The sequence below is a fragment of the Psychrobacter cryohalolentis K5 genome (genome assembly GCF_000013905.1).
Taxonomy (GTDB): Bacteria; Pseudomonadota; Gammaproteobacteria; order Pseudomonadales; family Moraxellaceae; genus Psychrobacter; species Psychrobacter cryohalolentis.
The window spans coordinates 2,984,178-3,003,417 of the sequence record NC_007969.1 but is presented as its reverse complement, the minus strand read 5'-3'; the positions used below and the strand labels follow the sequence as shown (position 1 = coordinate 3,003,417).

Genomic DNA, 19,240 nt, shown 5'->3' with positions numbered 1-19,240 from the left:
ATAAAAAAAGAGCCTCAATTGAGACTCTTAATTTAGCATATATTATTCTATTAATTGTGGTTGCTTAACGATTAAGCTTAACTACCCCAATTAACCACCAAAGTCATCAAGCATGATATTTTCATCTTCAACACCCATGCTGTGCAGCATATCGATGACCGCCGCATTCATCATCGGTGGCCCACACATATAGTATTCACAATCTTCTGGATTTGGATGGTCTTTGAGGTATTCCTCTAACAAGACATTATGGATAAAGCCTGTATAGCCATCCCAGTTATCTTCTGGTAATGGATCAGACAATGCCACATGCCACTCAAAGTTAGCAAACTCTTCTTCTAGCTGATCATAATCTTCAACGTAGAACATCTCACGAATAGAACGCGCGCCATACCAGAAACTAATCTTACGATCAGAATTGAGGCGTTTGAGCTGATCGAAAATGTGCGAGCGCATCGGTGCCATACCAGCACCACCACCGACAAATATCATCTCAGCTTCGGTCTTTTTGGCGAAGAACTCACCATAAGGACCAGATACTGTGACTTTATCGCCAGGTTTTAGGCTAAAGGTCCAAGAAGACATTTTTCCCGGTGGAATACCATCAGGACCGCGCGGCGGCGGACTGGCAATACGGATATTAAATTTGATTAAACCTTTTTCATCCGGATAGTTAGCCATTGAATAGGCACGGATAACAGGCTCATCAACTTTTGAGACGTATTTAAAGATGCCAAAGTTATTCCAATCGTCTTGATACTCTTCAGCAATATCAAAGTCTTTATAATGCACTTCATGCGGTGGCGCTTCTAACTGTACATAACCACCAGCGCGGAAGTTCACTTCTTCACCATCTGGAATCTTCAGCACCAATTCTTTAATAAAGGTCGCAACGTTATCATTAGAGATAACTTCACATTCCCACTTTTGCACATCAAAGAATTCAGGATCGATCTCAATTTTCATATCTTGCTTGACGGCTACCTGACAGGCAAGACGCATATGATTGCGAATCTCACCTTGGGTAAAGTAACCTTCTTCGGTAGGCAGAATAGATCCGCCTCCTTCAATCACGCGGCAACGACACTGGGCACAAGTACCACCGCCACCACAGGCTGAAGATAAGAAAATACCTTCGCTTGCCAATGTTTGTAGCAGTTTGCCGCCTGCAGGTGTTACAACGTCATTCTCGGGATTATCATTAATATGGATAGTAACATCGCCTGAACTGACCAGTCGTGAGCGCGCTGCCAAAATAATGGCAACGAGACCCATGATGATCAAGGTAAACATAGCAACGCCACCAATCGCCGTAGCGTAATCCATGGTAGGTATCCTTAATCTATGGAGTAGGGGAGGGAAAAGACGTCATTGCGTTTTCTCTGAACCCCTACCGAATAAATGAATTAAATAGGTCAAATCGCTAAATAAGCTTTTAAGCTCAGCGGTTTAAATTGACATACCGCCAAACGACATAAAGCCAAGTGACATCAGACCAACCGTGATAAAGGTAATACCAAGACCGCGCAGCGGCGCTGGAATGTCTGAGTATTTCAATTTTTCACGAATACCTGCCAATGCGGTAATCGCCAGTGCCCAACCAAAGCCTGCGCCGACACCGTACACCACTGATTCACCAAAGTTATAGTCACGTTCTACCATGAACAGTACGCCACCTAATATGGCACAGTTAACGGTAATAAGTGGCAAAAACACACCGAGTGCGTTATACAGACTTGGGACGAACTTATCTAAGAACATCTCTAAAATCTGTACAGTGGCAGCAATCAAACCGATATAACTGAGTAAGCCTAAGAAGCTTAAGTCGATATCAGGGAAACCTGCCCATGCCAGCGCACCATCTTTTAGGATGAACTGGAACAGTAGGTTATTTAGCGGTACGGTAATGGCCATCACGACAACGACTGCTACCCCAAGACCGATGGCGGTTGAAACCTTTTTTGATACCGCTAAAAAGGTACACATACCTAAGAAGTAGGCCAGCGCCATATTCTCGATAAAGACCGAGGTTATAAATAAACTGACATAATGTCCCATTAGTGACCGCCCCCTTGAGCCATGCCTTTAGATTGCGGCTTCATTACAAATTCAGCATCTTCGACCTGATCAGGTTTCCATGTACGGATAATCACGATAAACAGGGCGATAATGAAGAATGCTGACGGCGGTAGTAGCAATAAACCATTTGGTACATACCAGCCACCGTCGGTCGCAGTTTGTAAAATGGTGATACCAAACCAGCTGCCTGCACCCAAGATTTCACGAATACTGGCGACAAATAATAATACGGCTGAATAACCCAAACCGTTACCGATACCATCCAAGAAACTTGGAATAGGCGGATTGCTCATGGCAAATGCTTCAGCACGTCCCATGACGATACAGTTGGTGATAATCAAACCAACAAATACCGACAAGCCTTTACTGACATCATAAGCGACCGCTTTTAGTATCTGATCGACCAAGATAACCAATGAAGCAATAATCGTCATCTGCACGATAATACGAATACTCGATGGGATTTGCTTACGGATAATAGAGATAAAAAAGCTTGAAAATGCTGTGACCAAGGTCAATGCCACGCTCATCACTAGTGCATTTGCTACACTGGTCGTTACCGCCAATGCCGAACAGATACCTAATATCTGTAGAGCAATAGGGTTATTATCAAAAATGGGCGAGGTTAAAATACTTTTTGTATCAGCCATGTTATGCCTCCTTGCCGTGTGCTGCTGGTATCACTGCTACCAGTTCGGTTACAGAATGCGCCTGCTGTTGATGTAAGTTTTGACCCAGTTTTTTATAAGGGCTTTGACTTGCTTTTACTTCAGCGTCTACCAGTGTTTCACCACTCTCTTTACGCAGCTGATCTAAGTACGGCTTATAGCCTTGCTCGCCAAGCCAAAACTGGATCATGTTACTGACGCCGCGACTGGTCAAAGTTGCACCACTGATACCGTCAACCCAGTTCTCTTTTGGGTTACCAGCTTTGGTTACGCCAGTAGCAACGGCACCTTTGTCATCATAAGAATGAATACCACTCCACATCGCACGCCATTCTGGCTCTTCGATACGAGCGCCTAGACCTGGAGTTTCTTTATGGTCATAGAAACTGATACCTTTGATGGTATTCATGTCGCTTTCAAGGGTCAAGAAACCATAGATAGTACCCCAAAGACCGTAGCCTTGGATCGGTAGTACCACTATTTCAGGTTGTCCAGCGTCGTCATTTTTGACATAAACTTTGGCATATTTAGGCTTACGACCGATACCGGCAGGATCATTACCACCCAAATCTTCACTCAGTGCTTTATTCTTAGTTGCTTGGCTGGCGTCATAAGCATTACGGTCAGGGATGCCAGCAGCGGTCAGCGCGTCATCATCAAGGTAGTTGCCTTTATTTAGGTCAACGATTTTTACCTCAAAATCTTTAAAGCGCTCCGCCACATCTTCATTGGTATCAGACGCAGGGTCAAACATACCAGCGGCAACCAAGATGTTTTTATTACGGTCTAAGCGCGCGTTTTCTACTTGCGCAGGCTTTAGACCCACAGCCGCAGCTGAGACCAATACCGAACACACCAAGCATAGCGTCAACGCCACACTGATGGTTTTTGCGTTATTACTTTTGGGCTTGGACATAGCGAACCCTCCGAGCAGTTTGGCGTTTGATATTTGCTTGAGTGACAAAATAGTCAAACAGTGGCGCAAATAAGTTAGCAAATAAAATGGCTAGCATGATGCCTTCTGGGAAAGCTGGATTAATGACACGAATCAATACGGTCATAAAACCAATCAAGATACCGTAAGCCCAGCGCCCTTTATTGGTATGCGCAGCAGATACTGGATCAGTTGCCATAAACACGGCACCAAAAGCAAAACCACCGATCACTAAGTGCCAGTAAAACGGCAAGCTCATCATCATATTGTCTTCAGAGCCAATCATATTAAACACAAGAGATGTGGCAATCAGACCAACCACACAACCTGCCATGATGCGCCATGAGGCAATGCGCGTCCAAAGTAGGACAGCAGCACCCATTAAGATAGCTAGCGTCGATACTTCACCGATACTGCCTTGCATGTTGCCTAAGAATGCATCACTCCACGTGATGGCATTGCCATAAACATCGACAAAATCTTGTGGGACAACCCCAAGGGCAGCAAGACCAAGTGGCGTTGCACCTGAAAAACCATCAACCGCGGTCCATACTGAGTCGCCTGACATATAAGCCGGATAAGCAAAGTATAAGAACGCACGACCCGATAGGGCAGGGTTAAGGAAGTTTTTACCTGTACCACCGAATACCTCTTTTGCCACGACCACACCAAAGATAATACCTAAGGCAACTTGCCATAATGGGATATCGGGTGGCAGACATAGTGCAAACAGTACAGAGGTAACAAAGAAGCCTTCGTTGACTTCATGACCACGGACGACGGCAAAGATAATCTCACAGAGAATACCAACCCCAAAGGTCACAAGATAAATCGGTAAGAACTGCATAGCACCGTAGACGAAGCTTGCCCAGATACTGTCTGGGTTGTAGCCTGCCATACTGGTGATAATGGTGCGCCAGCCTTCAGGCTGTAAGCCAAGGGTTGCAATCGCAGTTAATGCTTGATGACCGATATTGTACATACCCCAAAACATGGCTGGGAAGGTACATAACCAGACGGTAATCATAATACGCTTAAGGTCAATACCGTCGCGTACATGTGATGAGGCGTATGTCGTTGAGCTTGGTTGACGCAAAAACGTATCAAACATCTCAAAGATGGCGTAGTATTTTGTGTGTTTGCCACCCTTGGTGAAAGACGGCTCCATACGATCGAACATATTGTGTAAAAATTTCATCGTGGTTAGCCCTCCAGCTCAATGCGCGTTAAGTTATCACGCAAAATATCGCCGAATTCATATTTGCCAGGAGATACGAAGGTGCATAATGCTAAATCTTCTTCGTCCAATTCAAGTACACCCAAATCTACAGCCGTGATAATGTCTTCGACAATCAAAGCACGTAATAGCTGGGTTGGCAGATAGTCTTGTGGCATGACTTCTTCATAGACACCGATTGGCACCATCGCTCTAGGTGAGCCATTGCTTGTGGTAGTGAAGTTATATTTTTTGCCACCAAAAAACTGCGAAATATAGATAGGCAGTTTAGAGAAGCGGTTGGCGCCTGGCGTAAAGAAGTGGAACGCTGGACGCTCACGACCTTCTGCTAGCACACTGACTTGATTATCAAAGCGACCAAGATAGGCAATATTGCCAAATACTTGACGCCCAGACAGCACTGAACCTGAAATCACACGGTTCTCGCCAGCTGTCAAATTACCTTTGGTTAAGGCAGCAATATCCGCACCGCGTTCGGTGGCGATAATATGAGGATTGCTAACAGCAGGACCAGCTAAGCTCAACAGGCGACGAGTATATAAACGCCCGCTAGTAAATAGCTTGCCAATCGCAATCACATCTTGATAACCAATCGTCCAAACGCTTGTACCGCGCATGATAGGGTGCAAGAAATGAATGTGCGTGCCTGCAAGACCAGCAGGATGTTTGCCCGCAAAGCTATGATACTCAGTGACATTATTAGCTGCAGTTTTTGCAACTGGCGTCAACTGACTATTGCCATGATGGCAGACAAAGGTCTTTGGGCTCAAAGTGGATAATACAGCAAGACCGTCATTGAACGCCTGCAATTGCTCATTGATCAGCAACATCGGGTCAAATGCCAATGGATTGGTATCCATGGCTGTGACGAAGATAGCATGAGGACGCGCACCGATTTCAGGAGCACGGCTAAAGGGGCGCGTACGGAACGCCGTCCATTCACCAGAGGCAAGCAGTTGGGTTTCAACGACTTCAGAATCTAGGTCAGCAAGTTGCTGGGAGTCGTAGCGCTGAAATTCTACTTCCGCACCATTTGGGTCGACCGCAATTACAAGACTTTCAAACACACGACGTTCACCGCGTTTAATGGCGATGACTTTACCAGCAGCAGGCGCAGTGTAGATAACGCCAGCCCGTTTTTTGTCTTCAAAAACGGGTTGACCTTTTGCTACGATATCGCCTTCTTTGACATTCATCGTCGGCTTCATACCAACGTAATCATAGCCAATAAGTGCCACATGGGCGGGTCTGTGCTCAGATATCTCGCGGGAGGGTTCACCAGTGATGGGTAAATCCAAACCTTTCTTGATGGTAATCATAAGCGAAAACTTAGTCCATAGTCTAAAACGATACCAGACGTCCTGTGTGGTATATCGGCAGCATGAATGGTAACGCCATCACTAAAATAACCCAATCATATCTTATAAAAAGACAGCGATAAGGTTTTTAATAATGACACTTCATGACTACTAGTAAGAGTATTAACGCTGACCTTAGACTCCTTAACAACACGTTAATGTCTTATTCGAATGACCAAAGTGGCGACTGGCTACCAAGGTGTATACTAAAACACTGCAATCTAATTCTCATCTCTTAAAGAAATGGTGTTAGACAAAATACGGTTTTACCATACGATTTATTAAAATCTTAAAATCCATACTATTTGTGAGATTTAAGCACCACCACCCATTTGCTTAAATACAAATGAGAGATAAATGACTTATGATACTGAGTAGAAGCTATCTAAGCGCTATTGAATAACCTATGATTATAGGGTAAATATTAGGACTGAGTAACAGCCGTTGCTAAGCAAAACGTTTAATAGCGTATCAATACCGCATTATCATCTATCTTGCAATGATCGAAACCATCTATAGGTAGCAGACGATCTGGCTTTATCGCACAAATACAAATTTACCTAGGATTATACGCTAAACTGACCTAAAATTGCCAGTTGGTAATCGAATTTACCCAATGTTGCTAGTAATCCTTTGTGCTAAAACTTATGGTTATGACTGTCTGTTTTCTGCTGCAATAGAGAGAAAACTTTAGTTGATTTTATGACTAGAGTACTTACATCATTTTTAAATCACTATCAGGCTTATACATCTTTGGTAGTGAATTGACTTTACCGTGACCTGTTTAAATTGGCAGTTCTAGACATTTTATATTAAGTTTGTGTTTAAATGGCTCTTGTAAGCTAACCTACCTCCAAGTTTTGATTATTAATATCGTTTTATAAGGAATCCTATATGTGCGCTGTCCCTGTGATTATCCCTGCTATCGATCTCAAAGATGGTAAGTGTGTGCGCTTAAAACAAGGTCGTATGGAAGATGATACGGTATTTTCTGATGACCCTGTGGCGATGGCGGCACGTTGGGTAAAAGAAGGCGCGCGCCGTCTGCATTTGGTCGATCTAAATGGCGCATTTGATGGGATTCCAGTGCATAAGCAAGTGGTGCATGACATTGCAAAAGCTTTTCCTAAACTGCCAATTCAATTGGGCGGCGGTGTGCGCAATATGCAAACTATTGAGCAGTATATTACTGCTGGTCTGACCTATATTATTATCGGTACCAAAGCGGTTGAAGATCCAGATTTTGTTGCTGAGGCGTGCCGTGAGTTTGCTGGACACATTATCGTTGGTATCGATGCCAAAGATGGCATGGTTGCAACCCATGGTTGGGCAAACGTGACTGACACCAAAGCCACAGAGCTTGCCAAACGTTTTGCTGATGTTGGCGTGTCTTCTATCGTCTATACCGATATCGCCCGTGATGGCATGATGCAAGGCGTTAATGTCGAGCAAACCGTTAATTTAGCACGTGAAGGTGGCTTACCAGTGATTGCATCAGGCGGCGTCACCGATATGAAAGATATTGAGTTGTTAAAACCTTATGGTGATTGCATTGAAGGTATCATTACTGGTCGTGCTATCTATGAGGGCACGTTAGATTTGGGCGAGGCACAACTTTATTTGGACGGTAAATAATATTTGAAAAATACGCTTATCAGATTTTGAATAGATAAGGCGTAATCAAGGATGCTTATGGCCACTTATTTTGACTGCATTACATCACGCAAGTGCCAAAAAATGTGGAGTCAATGGCTGTTGCCATTAAGCATCCTATTAAGTTTACCAGCTTATGCCGCTCAAGAAAGTGAAACTGTTAATCCTATTGTATTAGACAGTAATACTGCCAAGCCCGTGCTTGATAGCAACGCATTACCTAATGCGGCTAATGACATTAATAGCACCCCTCTTCCTAGTAATACTCCTGAAAGTGGCACTTTGCCGGCTCAAGCGCCAGCTGTACCATCTCCGCTAACCCCTATTTCAATTGAACCTGCACCTTCTATCGATGGCGAGAGCAGTAATAACACTCAAATTGAAACCGCTCAAACTGTGCAACATGATAATGACATCCGCCAACGTATCAGTGGGATATTCTCAGAAATTGAAGGCTTGCAAGCAATTAATGTTGGTGTCACTCAAGGCGTTGTTACTTTAACCGGTGAAACACCCAACGAGAAAAAAGCCCAACAAGCCATTAATCTTACCAATCGTTTGACAGATGTTGTCACAGTTGAAGATAAGATTAACCGAACGCTTGATGTCCAGGATAATGTCACGACGGTTTATCAAAGCATCAAAGCTCAAGCCAAAAACCTTATCAAAGCTGTGCCGTTATTATTGGTCGGAATTATTTTATTTGCTTTAGTAACTTGGTTTGGTAGTTGGTTGTCCAATCGGCAAAAAATGTGGCAGCGCTTAACGCCCAATCCTTTTGTCGCAGAATTATTGTCGCAGACCGTCAAAGTCATCTTTATTATTCTGGGGCTTATATTAGCGTTAAGCCTGATCGGCGCGGAGACGATTTTGGGAACGCTACTTGGCGGCGCTGGGGTCATCGGTATTGCCGTTGGTTTCGCGGTTAAGGATACTATTGAAAATTATATTGCCTCTTTAATGCTCAGTATTCGCCAGCCATTTCGCGCCCGCGATCATATTTTGATTAATGCTCAAGAGGGAATAGTGGTGCGCCTGACGTCGCGTGCGACTATTTTAATGACGTTAGATGGCAATCAATTACGTATTCCCAATGCCGAAGTCTTTAAAGCCACGATTTTAAATTACACCAAAAATCCTGAGCGCCGTTTCACTTTTGAATTAGGCGTTGATGCCAATGACGATCCGCTTGCTGCCATCAAAGTGGGTATCGATGCGATTGCTCAATTGGATTTTGCCTTAGATAAGCCAAAAGTCACCGCGATTATCAAGGAGGTAGGCGACTCAAACATTATTTTGCAGTTCCAAGTATGGGTCAATCAATCAGAAGCTGATTTTTCCAAAGCCCGCAGTATAGCTATTCGCGAGACCAAGCATGCTTTAGAAGATGAAGGTTTTAGCTTACCTGAGCCCATTTATCAGTTACGCTTTAACCATAATCTAGAGCAAGCTTTTGAGTATTTCCAAAGCAGTCGAAATGGTGATAAGTCTCAAGAAGACATAACAGTAACGCCTATCATCGTTAAACCTTCTAATGATTCTAAAATAGCTAATGATGCTCAAGCGGCTGAAACTACGATTGAAGATAAAGATAAGCAACAAGCAAAGGCGCGGGCGAAGCATATCTTGCAAGGTCGGAATGCCGATCAAGTGCTTGATGCGCGCCCTGACGAAAAGCTAATGGAAAAGGTTGAGCAAGAAATTGCTGAAAATTCAGATGAAACTGATTTATTAAGTAATAGTAGCCCGCAAGAATAGTGCTGAATACCAACTATAAAAATCGGCATAGAAAATGCAGCGAAATGTTTATCTACATTTTATCGAACTAGACGAGACATTTTTATGCAAATGAAACATCTGATTATATTCGCGGTCGTTGGTATGGTTGTGTTATTGGGTTTTAATGTCATGAATGGCAGTCAACGTGAACAAAACCGAGAAGTTATAGCAGCGAGTAGTGAGGCAGCTGTATCTGAAAATAATGGTTCTGATACGAGAAATGCTAATGACAGCCATACATCAGATATCGCAAGCAAGCCCTTAGGTCAGGAGCCGAAAGCCATTCTAGATGATGCTACTACCAAGATCGATCAGGCACAGCAAGCAGATGCTGCGCGCTTAGAGCAAATGAGTCCTGCGGAGCAGTGATAGATCTGTTATTAGAAAACTGAAGACACAAAAAAGGCTAACGATAACGTTAGCCTTTTTTAATACTTATAGATTCAAGCTAGTTTAGCTCTTTTTACTACTGCCTCTACCACCACGACTGCCGCTTCTCTTCGCAGGTGATTTCTTTGGCTGATCTTTGCTTGTGGAGCTGCGGTTTGGCTGACTAGAGTTTGAATGATCTTTCTTAGTTTGATTCATTTTACTAGATTGCAGCTTTGCTTGTAAACCAAAGTCAATTTGTAGCAGATCCATATTAACGCCAGCTACTTTAACTTTAACCAAATCGCCCAGCCCAAACACTGTGCCTCTATCTTTACCGATAAGCTGTTGCTGCTGCTCATCATAAACAAAGAAATCGTCACCAACGTTTGAGATATGCACCAAACCATCGATATACAAATCCGTCAGAGTAATAAATAAACCAAAGTTTGTGACGGTAGTTACGACACCATCGAACTCTTCGCCGACATGATCTTTCATATAATGACATTTGAGCCATGATTCTACGTAGCGTGAAGCCTTTTCAGCACGGCGCTCAGTATCTGAGGTTTGCATGCCAGCACCTTCTAATGAAAAATCCATCACAGGCTGTTTGGCATTTGTCACTTTCGCCTTGATCGCACGATGCAACATTAAGTCAGGATAACGACGAATCGGCGAGGTAAAATGACTATACTCATCGTAAGCCAAACCAAAGTGACCGATATTGTCAGGTGAATAGTTCGCTTGCATCATCGAACGAAGCAGCATGCTATGAATGCTAATCGCATCCGGTCGCTCTTTAGTTGCTTCAATGATACGCTGATAATCTGCTTGAGTAGGATTTTCTTCTGGGAAGCTTAGACCAAAGTTTTTGGCATATTCATGGATACGCATCGACTTTTCGCCATCAGGCTTATCATGATTACGATATAACACAGGCAGCTCATTTTTTAGCGCAAAGTTTGCTGCACAGGTATTGGCAAGCAACATGCACTCTTCGATAAGCTTTTGCGCATCACCGCGCGTACGAGGCAAGATGGCTTCGATACCACCTTTTTCATTGAACTTAATATAAGTTTCAACGGTCTCAAACTCCATCGCATGACGCTCTTCACGCTTTTTGAGGAGTAGCTCATACAGTTGATGTAAGGTATCGACAGATTTTTTGACCTCTTTATTTTCTGTCAACGATTTTGGAACGCTACTGTCTTTTGGATTCTCAAGATAAGCGTTCACTTGATTGTAAGTCAAGCGCGCTTGCGAGTGCATGACGCCAGGATAAAACTCATAACTGGTGATTTTACCAGCACGTGATATCTTAATATCAGCAACCATACAGAGGCGATCAAGATTAGGGTTCAGCGAACAGAGACCATTAGACAGTACTTCAGGCAACATAGGAATCACTTGATGCGGGAAATATACTGACGTACCACGCTCGTAGGCATTTTGATCAAGTGGCGAGTTCGGTGTCACATAATAACTGACATCCGCAATCGCTACCAAGACGCGATAATTACCACCAGAACGCTTTTCTGCAAACACAGCATCATCAAAGTCACGAGCATCTTCACCATCGATCGTCACTAATGGCAACTCACGTAAGTCGACACGACCTTTTAGATCTTTTTCAGTCGGCTCTTTATAATCATTTGCTTGATTGAGCGCCGCTTCACTGAACTCTGATGGAATATCATAATTAAGTAACGTAGTCTCAATGATCAGTTCGCGATCATTGTCATCAGATAAGACTTCAGTGATTTTGCCCGTGGCAAATTCATGCTGATTTGGCCAATCAATAATATCAACTTTTACCGGCGAGCCTTGCTTAGCATTGAAAGCCTGTACATTGTCTTCTGTAACGGTAATCGGCTGATGGTTATTTGGGCTACCAAGCTCAACGCAGTAACCGTCTTCATCATGAGCCAGCGTACCGATAAAATGATTTTGACGACGCTCAACGACATCAACGATACGACCTTCAGTACGACCGCGGTTGTCTGTTGACGTGCCAACGGCTTCTACTGTATCGCCATTAAAGACCCAACGCATTTGTTTTTCATGCAAGAATAGGTCAGGCATATCACTTAATAATACAAAGCCAAAGCCCTTTGGATGGGCTGTTACTGTACCGGTGACGATGTCGTGCTGAGTGACCGTACGATAGCGATAAGGGCGACCGTCACGATTGACTTGTCCATCGCGTGTCATCGCTTTTAGGCGGTTGCCTAAAGCGTCAAACTGATCGGGATCAGCAATATTAAAGGCTTTTGCCAATTGCTGATGGGTGATTTCACCGTGTTCATTAATCGTGCTTAATATAAGCTCGCGACTAGGAATCGGGTTATCATATTTTTGTGCCTCACTTGAGGCGTTTGGATCATTCCAACTCATAAATTACCGTATCTATTTTTAAATTATTAATAATGACTATCTTAACACGAACAACGTCCCAATATCTTAGGTCAATTGTCTTATCTGTATTTGATAGCGAGTAGTCGTTAGTGGTCAAATTTTATTAAAAGTGAATGCTTATCTAAATCAAATATCAATATCGACCGTATTTGATTTATTGGTTATTTTTTCCATGTTCAATTCTTTTGACACTTCTAATACCGTGGTCTGATTAGATTTATCGAGGTATTTTTGGGCTTTATCAACCTCAGTGGTCAAGGTATTGACCGTTTGCTTCATATTCTCAAGCGCTTCAATTTTATAATTGCTAATCATATCCATGGTGTCATAGACATTATTGAAGGCATTTTGCAATTTATCAAGCTCAATAGTGCTGCTGGTCGCTTGCTCATGAATCTCAAGTGATTGACGCTTGAGCATTGCCGAAGTTGATTCAATCAAGCTACTGGTCGTTTTATTTAAAGCAGTAATTTGGTCAAGTACCAGTTTTTGGTTAGTCATGGCTTGTGCCACAACCACTGCCGTACGTAGGGCTGAGATAGTGGTAGTCGTGGCGCGATCTACCCCTTTAATTAGCTCTAAATTGTTTTTACGGATAGTATCTAATGCTAAATAACCTTGAACGTTTACCGCCAATTGTGTCAAAAAGTCGGTATTTTTTTGGCGAACATAAAACAGCATCTCTTCTTTAATAATACGTGCTTTCTCAGGGTCAGTCGCTTCTATCGCATAGACTTTTTGCTCGAGCTGCTCATCGATTTTTTTACCCACATAGATATATTGGCGAATCGATTGCATCAGCTCCCACATATTAATTTTTTCTTGCTCAATCATAGCATTGTCTTTGAGCAGCTCATCTTTACCATTATATAGACTCGTTACTACCGCATTAATATGAGATTGCGCTGACTCATACTGACGGAAATAGTCTTGTACTTTATTACCAAATGGAATCAAGCCAAATAGCTTACGTGAGCTGGTCAACTCTTTTTTGCTGGGGTCCAAATCTTCGACGATACCGCGCAGCTCCGTCAATGATTTTGCAATAGGGGAGTTATCAAATAAGCTGTCATTCAGGCTTTTAGCGGGTAGCTCTAACATACGGTTAGACACTTGCGCCGATTCACGGATTTCTTTATTACCCAAATTATGAATAGATTGGACGTTTTGTTGAAATTCAGAGCTGTGTACAGAGTTATTGATAACATGATCGACAAAAGCATCGACTTTGGCATCAAGCTCTGGAATATCGCTGTCATCTAACTTGACTATCTGATCTGCTTCACTTTTTTGTATCTCTTTAACAGGTTCTGGCGCGGTTAGAGTAATGGTTGGTGTAGAGGTGTTAGCAGGTGGGGTTAATTCTTGCATAAGGCTTCCTATGATATCTAAAAGAGGTTATATTTCTTATCAGCGACATTTGTAGTCGAGGCATGGATTATTTTTATCAGTTTAATTGTTTTTATTGAAATTATTCTTCATAAAGATAGAGTAGGTCTTTAGATTACCGTGTAATGAAAAGGTTGAGAAGATGGGTTTTGTAAAGCACTGTCGGCTTCATATATTTAAGGTTAAAGATAGTCAAAGAGGTACAAGTGTCAGAATTAACTATAAATATGCTTATTAAGCCCTACATACTAAAAACCACCAATATGCCGCAGCATATTGGTGGTGGGAAATCATGAATATCTATATAAACACAGCCACTACTAAGAATAGAAGATTAAAAAGTCTATTTCTTCTTAGTAGGTCCTAACAGCATACCCATTTGACGACCTTCCATCTTAGGATACTGTTCGACGTTTGAGATATCAGCCGTATCTTCAATGATACGATCAAGTTGCTTGCGACCAATTTCTTGGTGGGCCATTTCACGTCCGCGGAAACGGATGCTAATTTTAACTTTATCCTGATCTTCTAAGAAGCTAACGATTTTTCTCAGTTTAACCTGATAATCGGCTTCTTCAGTGCTAGGACGTAGCTTCATCTCTTTTAGTTGAGTCTGCTTTTGGTTCTTTTTAGCTTCTTTCGCCTTTTGCTTCTGATCATAGAGGAAATGTTTATAATCCATGATTTTACATACTGGCGGTTTGGCTTCGGGAACCAGCTCTACCAAATCTAGACTGTCTTCACGTGCCGCTTTCATCGCGGTGTCGATATCGACCACGCCCATTTGTTCACCGTCTTCTTTGACCAGACGGACTTCTTTGGCACTGATATCTTCATTAATGTTCAAACGGTTTGACTGTTTAATAGGTATTACTCCTGATCTATTTTTGGGATCTGTCGGCCCTTTTCGGCAACAGCTGCTTCTACTAATGTGATAAATTCAGCGACACTCATCACGCCTAGATTTTCGCCTTCGCGAGTCCTAACGTTGATGCTGCCTGATTCGACTTCTTTATCCCCTAATACTAGCATATAGGGAATACGTTCTAATGTTTTCTCTCGTATCTTAAATCCAATCTTTTCGTTACGCAAGTCACTAATGGCGCGTAAGCCTGCTTTTTTCAACTCATTGACCACATTTTCACATGCATCTGCCTGTTTATCTGTGATATTCATGACTACTACTTGTTGCGGCGCTAGCCATACTGGCATCCAACCGGCATAGTTCTCAATCAAGATACCGATAAAGCGCTCAAATGAACCTAAGATGGCACGGTGCAACATAATCGGTACTTCGCGCTCGTTTTGCTCATTGACGAATTCGGCATCAAGACGCTCAGGCATATTCGGGTCAACCTGAATAGTACCGCACTGCCATACGCGACCTAATGAATCTTTTAGACTAAATTCAATCTTGGGACCATAGAATGCGCCTTCACCTGGTAGATAAGCCCAATCAAGACCGGAACTATCCAATGCATCGGCTAATGCTTTTTCTGCAAAATCCCAAGACTCATCGCTACCGACACGTTTTTCAGGACGAGTCGATAGTTTCATAATGATCTTATCAAAACCAAAATCTTCATAAACAGCAAGGGTCAGCTTAATAAAATCAGCGACTTCTTGTTGAATCTGCGACTGTGTACAGAAGATATGAGCATCATCTTGAGTAAAACCACGAACCCGCATCAAACCATGGAGCGAACCTGATGGCTCGTTTCGATGGCATGAACCAAACTCTGCCATACGTAATGGCAAGTCACGGTAAGATTTTAAGCCTTGATTAAAGACTTGCACGTGACAAGGACAGTTCATCGGTTTTACCGCATAATCACGATTTTCGCTCGAAGTGGTAAACATATTGGTCGCATAGTTGCCCCAATGTCCAGAACGCTCCCACAAGCTACGATCGACAATTTGCGGCGTTTTAATCTCTTCATAACCATTATCGTGCTGCACTTTACGCATATATTGCTCAAGTACTTGATAAATCGTCCAACCATTGGCATGCCAAAACACCATACCCGGCGCTTGCTCTTGCATATGGAATAGATTTAACGCTTTACCAATTTTACGATGGTCACGTTTTTCGGCTTCTTCAATACGCTGGATATAGGCTTTTAAATCTTTCTTATCCGCCCATGCTGTACCATAAATACGTTGTAGCTGTTCGTTCTTAGCATCGCCGCGCCAATAAGCACCTGACATTTTGGTCAGTTTAAAGACTTTTAAGAAGCGAGTATTTGGCACGTGTGGACCACGGCACATATCGACATATTCTTGATGATGATATAGACCAAAGGCTTCTTCGCCTGGCATATCATTAATCAGCTTAAGCTTATATTCTTCACCACGTTCTTCAAAGATTCTAATGACTTCAGCACGTGGCGTTATTTTTTTGATAACGTCATAATCTTGCTTAATGAGCTCCATCATACGTTTTTCAATGGCTGCCATATGCTCAGGCGTAAACGGCGTTTCGCTATAGATGTCATAATAAAAACCATCATCGATAACGGGACCAATCACCATTTTCACATCAGGATATAACTGCTTAACGGCATGACCTAATAGGTGAGCACAAGAATGGCGAATGATATCGACACCGTCATCATCTTTTGGTGTCACGATTTCAACTTTCGCATCATGGGCGATAGGGTCATGCGCATCTACCAACTGACCATCCACACGTCCAGCGACAGTCGCTTTAGCAAGCCCTGTCCCAATACTTTGCGCCACTTCCATGACCGTTGTATTACCTTCGAAGTTTTTTACGCTACCATCGGGTAAAGTAATCGCTACCATAATCTATTCACCTTTTTGCGTCCGTTGGCAGTGATGATTGCAACCATCAATCATATAACCGTAAGACTGCGTCAATTATATCTAATTACTATGATATGTTGTAAGAGATGGTATTACTTAAAGGCAAGGCTCAAAGCAGCAGCTTCTTAGCTAAGTCTTAATAAACGAAGTGCCATTAAGTAATATTATAAAGTCAGCTATTATAGCAAAAAATGTCTATTAACACTAGATAAATGGGGAGTAGGGACTGTTATGAATAGCCATCTATATGGTCGTTAATAAGTTTCCATATATAGGTGCTTTCTGTACTAATATCAATGCACTCAAATAAAAGGCTTTTTAGCGATAAAGCAGCTACTCAAAATAGATTGATAGTAGGCAGTGGTAATATAATTAAATAGGGTCACTTACGACTAAAGGTGCATTTACAACATTATTTAATGACAGTAAAGATAATTAGTATGTTAAGTAGTTGAAAAATATCGACTATTTAAACCCTACTTAAATTAGTTTAAAAACCTTTGATAAAGCAGTTGACACTCCAGTCAGAATCTATATAATACGCCCCACAGCAAAGGAAGCTAGGCAATAAGTTAACCAACTTATCACTTAGATTACCGAGTTGAAACAAATTAAGAAAAGAAGTTGACAGACTATTAAAACATGATATGATGGTCAGCTCGCTAAATAGGATAAGCCAGATTGGTTTAGCATATTTAGTAAGAATACTCTTACTGGACGACAGTAGAGACATTATTTAAAAGCATAACTAAAGAACAACTTGTGTGGATTTTTGCTGATTCAGAATGCTAAAAAATAAAGTTGGTTGACTATCTTTTCGATAGAATTCTAACTATAAAAATTATCATTTAAGACAGTAAAAAAACTCAAAGTTAATTCATTACGAACATAATTTTTAGCGATTTTGCCAGATTAGATGAGCCAAGTTTAGAAGTCTCTTTAAAGGACTTCATAGCAAGATTAAACTGAAGAGTTTGATCATGGCTCAGATTGAACGCTGGCGGCAGGCTTAACACATGCAAGTCGAGCGGAAACGATGATAGCTTGCTATCAGGCGTCGAGCGGCGGACGGGTGAGTAATACTTAGGAATCTACCTAGTAGTGGGGGATAGCACGGGGAAACTCGTATTAATACCGCATACGACCTACGGGAGAAAGGGGGCAGTTTACTGCTCTCGCTATTAGATGAGCCTAAGTCGGATTAGCTAGATGGTGGGGTAAAGGCCTACCATGGCGACGATCTGTAGCTGGTCTGAGAGGATGATCAGCCACACCGGGACTGAGACACGGCCCGGACTCCTACGGGAGGCAGCAGTGGGGAATATTGGACAATGGGGGAAACCCTGATCCAGCCATGCCGCGTGTGTGAAGAAGGCCTTTTGGTTGTAAAGCACTTTAAGCAGTGAAGAAGACTCTTCGGTTAATACCCGGAGACGATGACATTAGCTGCAGAATAAGCACCGGCTAACTCTGTGCCAGCAGCCGCGGTAATACAGAGGGTGCAAGCGTTAATCGGAATTACTGGGCGTAAAGGGAGCGTAGGTGGCTCGATAAGTCAGATGTGAAATCCCCGGGCTCAACCTGGGAACTGCATCTGATACTGTTGAGCTAGAGTATGTGAGAGGAAGGTAGAATTCCAGGTGTAGCGGTGAAATGCGTAGAGATCTGGAGGAATACCGATGGCGAAGGCAGCCTTCTGGCATAATACTGACACTGAGGCTCGAAAGCGTGGGTAGCAAACAGGATTAGATACCCTGGTAGTCCACGCCGTAAACGATGTCTACTAGTCGTTGGGTCCCTTGAGGACTTAGTGACGCAGCTAACGCAATAAGTAGACCGCCTGGGGAGTACGGCCGCAAGGTTAAAACTCAAATGAATTGACGGGGGCCCGCACAAGCGGTGGAGCATGTGGTTTAATTCGATGCAACGCGAAGAACCTTACCTGGTCTTGACATATCTAGAATCCTGCAGAGATGCGGGAGTGCCTTCGGGAATTAGAATACAGGTGCTGCATGGCTGTCGTCAGCTCGTGTCGTGAGATGTTGGGTTAAGTCCCGCAACGAGCGCAACCCTTGTCCTTAGTTACCAGCGGGTTAAGCCGGGAACTCTAAGGATACTGCCAGTGACAAACTGGAGGAAGGCGGGGACGACGTCAAGTCATCATGGCCCTTACGACCAGGGCTACACACGTGCTACAATGGTAGGTACAGAGGGCAGCTACACAGCGATGTGATGCGAATCTCAAAAAGCCTATCGTAGTCCAGATTGGAGTCTGCAACTCGACTCCATGAAGTAGGAATCGCTAGTAATCGCGGATCAGAATGCCGCGGTGAATACGTTCCCGGGCCTTGTACACACCGCCCGTCACACCATGGGAGTTGATTGCACCAGAAGTGGATAGCTTAACCTTCGGGGGAGCGTTCACCACGGTGTGGTTGATGACTGGGGTGAAGTCGTAACAAGGTAGCCGTAGGGGAACCTGCGGCTGGATCACCTCCTTATAGATGGCATTCGGTCAGCAAGAATTCAC

General features: G+C 43.1%; 13 protein-coding genes and 1 rRNA gene. 4 read left to right on the top strand and 10 right to left on the bottom strand.

The window, feature by feature from the left end; all coding sequences use genetic code 11:
* Positions 1 to 90: 90 nt before the first annotated feature.
* The 6 genes from nqrF to PCRYO_RS12475 all read right to left on the bottom strand — a co-directional run bounded on the left by nqrF (position 91) and on the right by PCRYO_RS12475 (position 6,237).
* Positions 91 to 1,326 carry an NADH:ubiquinone reductase (Na(+)-transporting) subunit F gene (nqrF, locus tag PCRYO_RS12500; RefSeq protein WP_011514729.1) on the bottom strand — a complete coding sequence of 412 codons (1,236 nt, stop codon included), beginning with the start codon at positions 1,324 to 1,326 and terminating at the stop codon, positions 91 to 93.
* 123 nt (positions 1,327 to 1,449) lie between these two features.
* On the bottom strand, positions 1,450 to 2,058 hold the full coding sequence (gene nqrE, locus PCRYO_RS12495; RefSeq protein WP_011281361.1) for an NADH:ubiquinone reductase (Na(+)-transporting) subunit E: 609 nt from the start codon (positions 2,056 to 2,058) through the stop codon (positions 1,450 to 1,452).
* Positions 2,058 to 2,729, bottom strand: a complete 672-nt coding sequence (locus PCRYO_RS12490) for an NADH:ubiquinone reductase (Na(+)-transporting) subunit D (protein ID WP_011514728.1) — start codon at positions 2,727 to 2,729, stop codon at positions 2,058 to 2,060. Before PCRYO_RS12490 ends, nqrE begins: the two co-directional genes overlap by 1 nt.
* A 1-nt stretch (position 2,730) precedes the next feature.
* Positions 2,731 to 3,663 (bottom strand): Na(+)-translocating NADH-quinone reductase subunit C, encoded by a 933-nt coding sequence (locus PCRYO_RS12485; protein ID WP_011514727.1) that lies wholly within the window; start codon positions 3,661 to 3,663, stop codon positions 2,731 to 2,733.
* Positions 3,644 to 4,879: an NADH:ubiquinone reductase (Na(+)-transporting) subunit B gene (locus PCRYO_RS12480; protein ID WP_011514726.1), complete on the bottom strand. Its 1,236-nt coding sequence runs from the start codon at positions 4,877 to 4,879 to the stop codon at positions 3,644 to 3,646. The genes PCRYO_RS12485 and PCRYO_RS12480 overlap by 20 nt, the downstream gene beginning before the upstream one ends.
* 5 nt (positions 4,880 to 4,884) lie before the next feature.
* Positions 4,885 to 6,237: a Na(+)-translocating NADH-quinone reductase subunit A gene (locus tag PCRYO_RS12475; RefSeq protein ID WP_011514725.1), complete on the bottom strand. Its 1,353-nt coding sequence runs from the start codon at positions 6,235 to 6,237 to the stop codon at positions 4,885 to 4,887.
* A gap of 933 nt (positions 6,238 to 7,170) precedes the next feature.
* On the opposite strand from PCRYO_RS12475, the gene hisA reads away from it, so the two are divergent.
* The 3 genes from hisA to PCRYO_RS12460 all read left to right on the top strand — a co-directional run bounded on the left by hisA (position 7,171) and on the right by PCRYO_RS12460 (position 10,077).
* Positions 7,171 to 7,911 (top strand): 1-(5-phosphoribosyl)-5-[(5-phosphoribosylamino)methylideneamino]imidazole-4-carboxamide isomerase, encoded by a 741-nt coding sequence (gene hisA, locus PCRYO_RS12470; protein ID WP_011514724.1) that lies wholly within the window; start codon positions 7,171 to 7,173, stop codon positions 7,909 to 7,911.
* Between the two features lie 57 nt (positions 7,912 to 7,968).
* A complete protein-coding gene (locus tag PCRYO_RS12465) occupies positions 7,969 to 9,687 on the top strand; it encodes a mechanosensitive ion channel family protein (protein ID WP_011514723.1) in 1,719 nt (572 codons plus the stop codon).
* Between the two features lie 84 nt (positions 9,688 to 9,771).
* A complete protein-coding gene (locus tag PCRYO_RS12460; protein WP_011514722.1) occupies positions 9,772 to 10,077 on the top strand; it encodes a hypothetical protein in 306 nt (101 codons plus the stop codon).
* 84 nt (positions 10,078 to 10,161) lie between these two features.
* Here the strand turns inward: PCRYO_RS12460 and rnr are convergent, their stop codons facing one another.
* From rnr to thrS, 4 genes are all read right to left on the bottom strand, one after another.
* Positions 10,162 to 12,474 carry a ribonuclease R gene (rnr, locus tag PCRYO_RS12455; protein WP_011514721.1) on the bottom strand — a complete coding sequence of 771 codons (2,313 nt, stop codon included), beginning with the start codon at positions 12,472 to 12,474 and terminating at the stop codon, positions 10,162 to 10,164.
* A 147-nt stretch (positions 12,475 to 12,621) separates the two neighbouring features.
* Positions 12,622 to 13,866 carry a toxic anion resistance protein gene (locus tag PCRYO_RS12450; protein WP_011514720.1) on the bottom strand — a complete coding sequence of 415 codons (1,245 nt, stop codon included), beginning with the start codon at positions 13,864 to 13,866 and terminating at the stop codon, positions 12,622 to 12,624.
* 361 nt (positions 13,867 to 14,227) lie between these two features.
* Positions 14,228 to 14,731 (bottom strand): translation initiation factor IF-3, encoded by a 504-nt coding sequence (gene infC / locus PCRYO_RS12445; RefSeq protein ID WP_011281352.1) that lies wholly within the window; start codon positions 14,729 to 14,731, stop codon positions 14,228 to 14,230.
* Positions 14,732 to 14,754: 23 nt separating this feature from the next.
* On the bottom strand, positions 14,755 to 16,689 hold the full coding sequence (thrS, locus tag PCRYO_RS12440; protein WP_011514719.1) for a threonine--tRNA ligase: 1,935 nt from the start codon (positions 16,687 to 16,689) through the stop codon (positions 14,755 to 14,757).
* A gap of 983 nt (positions 16,690 to 17,672) precedes the next feature.
* On the opposite strand from thrS, the gene PCRYO_RS12435 reads away from it, so the two are divergent.
* A 16S ribosomal RNA gene (locus PCRYO_RS12435) occupies positions 17,673 to 19,211 on the top strand.
* The last annotated feature ends 29 nt before the right edge of the window (positions 19,212 to 19,240 follow it).

What these genes read in the sequence shown, in the direction of transcription:
- nqrF (WP_011514729.1), bottom strand. Translation starts at nt 1,326, where the DNA reads ATGGATTACGCTACGGCGATTGGTGGCGTTGCTATGTTTACCTTGATC.
- nqrE (WP_011281361.1), bottom strand. Translation starts at nt 2,058, where the DNA reads ATGGGACATTATGTCAGTTTATTTATAACCTCGGTCTTTATCGAGAAT.
- PCRYO_RS12490 (WP_011514728.1), bottom strand. Translation starts at nt 2,729, where the DNA reads ATGGCTGATACAAAAAGTATTTTAACCTCGCCCATTTTTGATAATAAC.
- PCRYO_RS12485 (WP_011514727.1), bottom strand. Translation starts at nt 3,663, where the DNA reads ATGTCCAAGCCCAAAAGTAATAACGCAAAAACCATCAGTGTGGCGTTG.
- PCRYO_RS12480 (WP_011514726.1), bottom strand. Translation starts at nt 4,879, where the DNA reads ATGAAATTTTTACACAATATGTTCGATCGTATGGAGCCGTCTTTCACC.
- PCRYO_RS12475 (WP_011514725.1), bottom strand. Translation starts at nt 6,237, where the DNA reads ATGATTACCATCAAGAAAGGTTTGGATTTACCCATCACTGGTGAACCC.
- hisA (WP_011514724.1), top strand. Translation starts at nt 7,171, where the DNA reads ATGTGCGCTGTCCCTGTGATTATCCCTGCTATCGATCTCAAAGATGGT.
- PCRYO_RS12465 (WP_011514723.1), top strand. Translation starts at nt 7,969, where the DNA reads ATGGCCACTTATTTTGACTGCATTACATCACGCAAGTGCCAAAAAATG.
- PCRYO_RS12460 (WP_011514722.1), top strand. Translation starts at nt 9,772, where the DNA reads ATGCAAATGAAACATCTGATTATATTCGCGGTCGTTGGTATGGTTGTG.
- rnr (WP_011514721.1), bottom strand. Translation starts at nt 12,474, where the DNA reads ATGAGTTGGAATGATCCAAACGCCTCAAGTGAGGCACAAAAATATGAT.
- PCRYO_RS12450 (WP_011514720.1), bottom strand. Translation starts at nt 13,866, where the DNA reads ATGCAAGAATTAACCCCACCTGCTAACACCTCTACACCAACCATTACT.
- thrS (WP_011514719.1), bottom strand. Translation starts at nt 16,689, where the DNA reads ATGGTAGCGATTACTTTACCCGATGGTAGCGTAAAAAACTTCGAAGGT.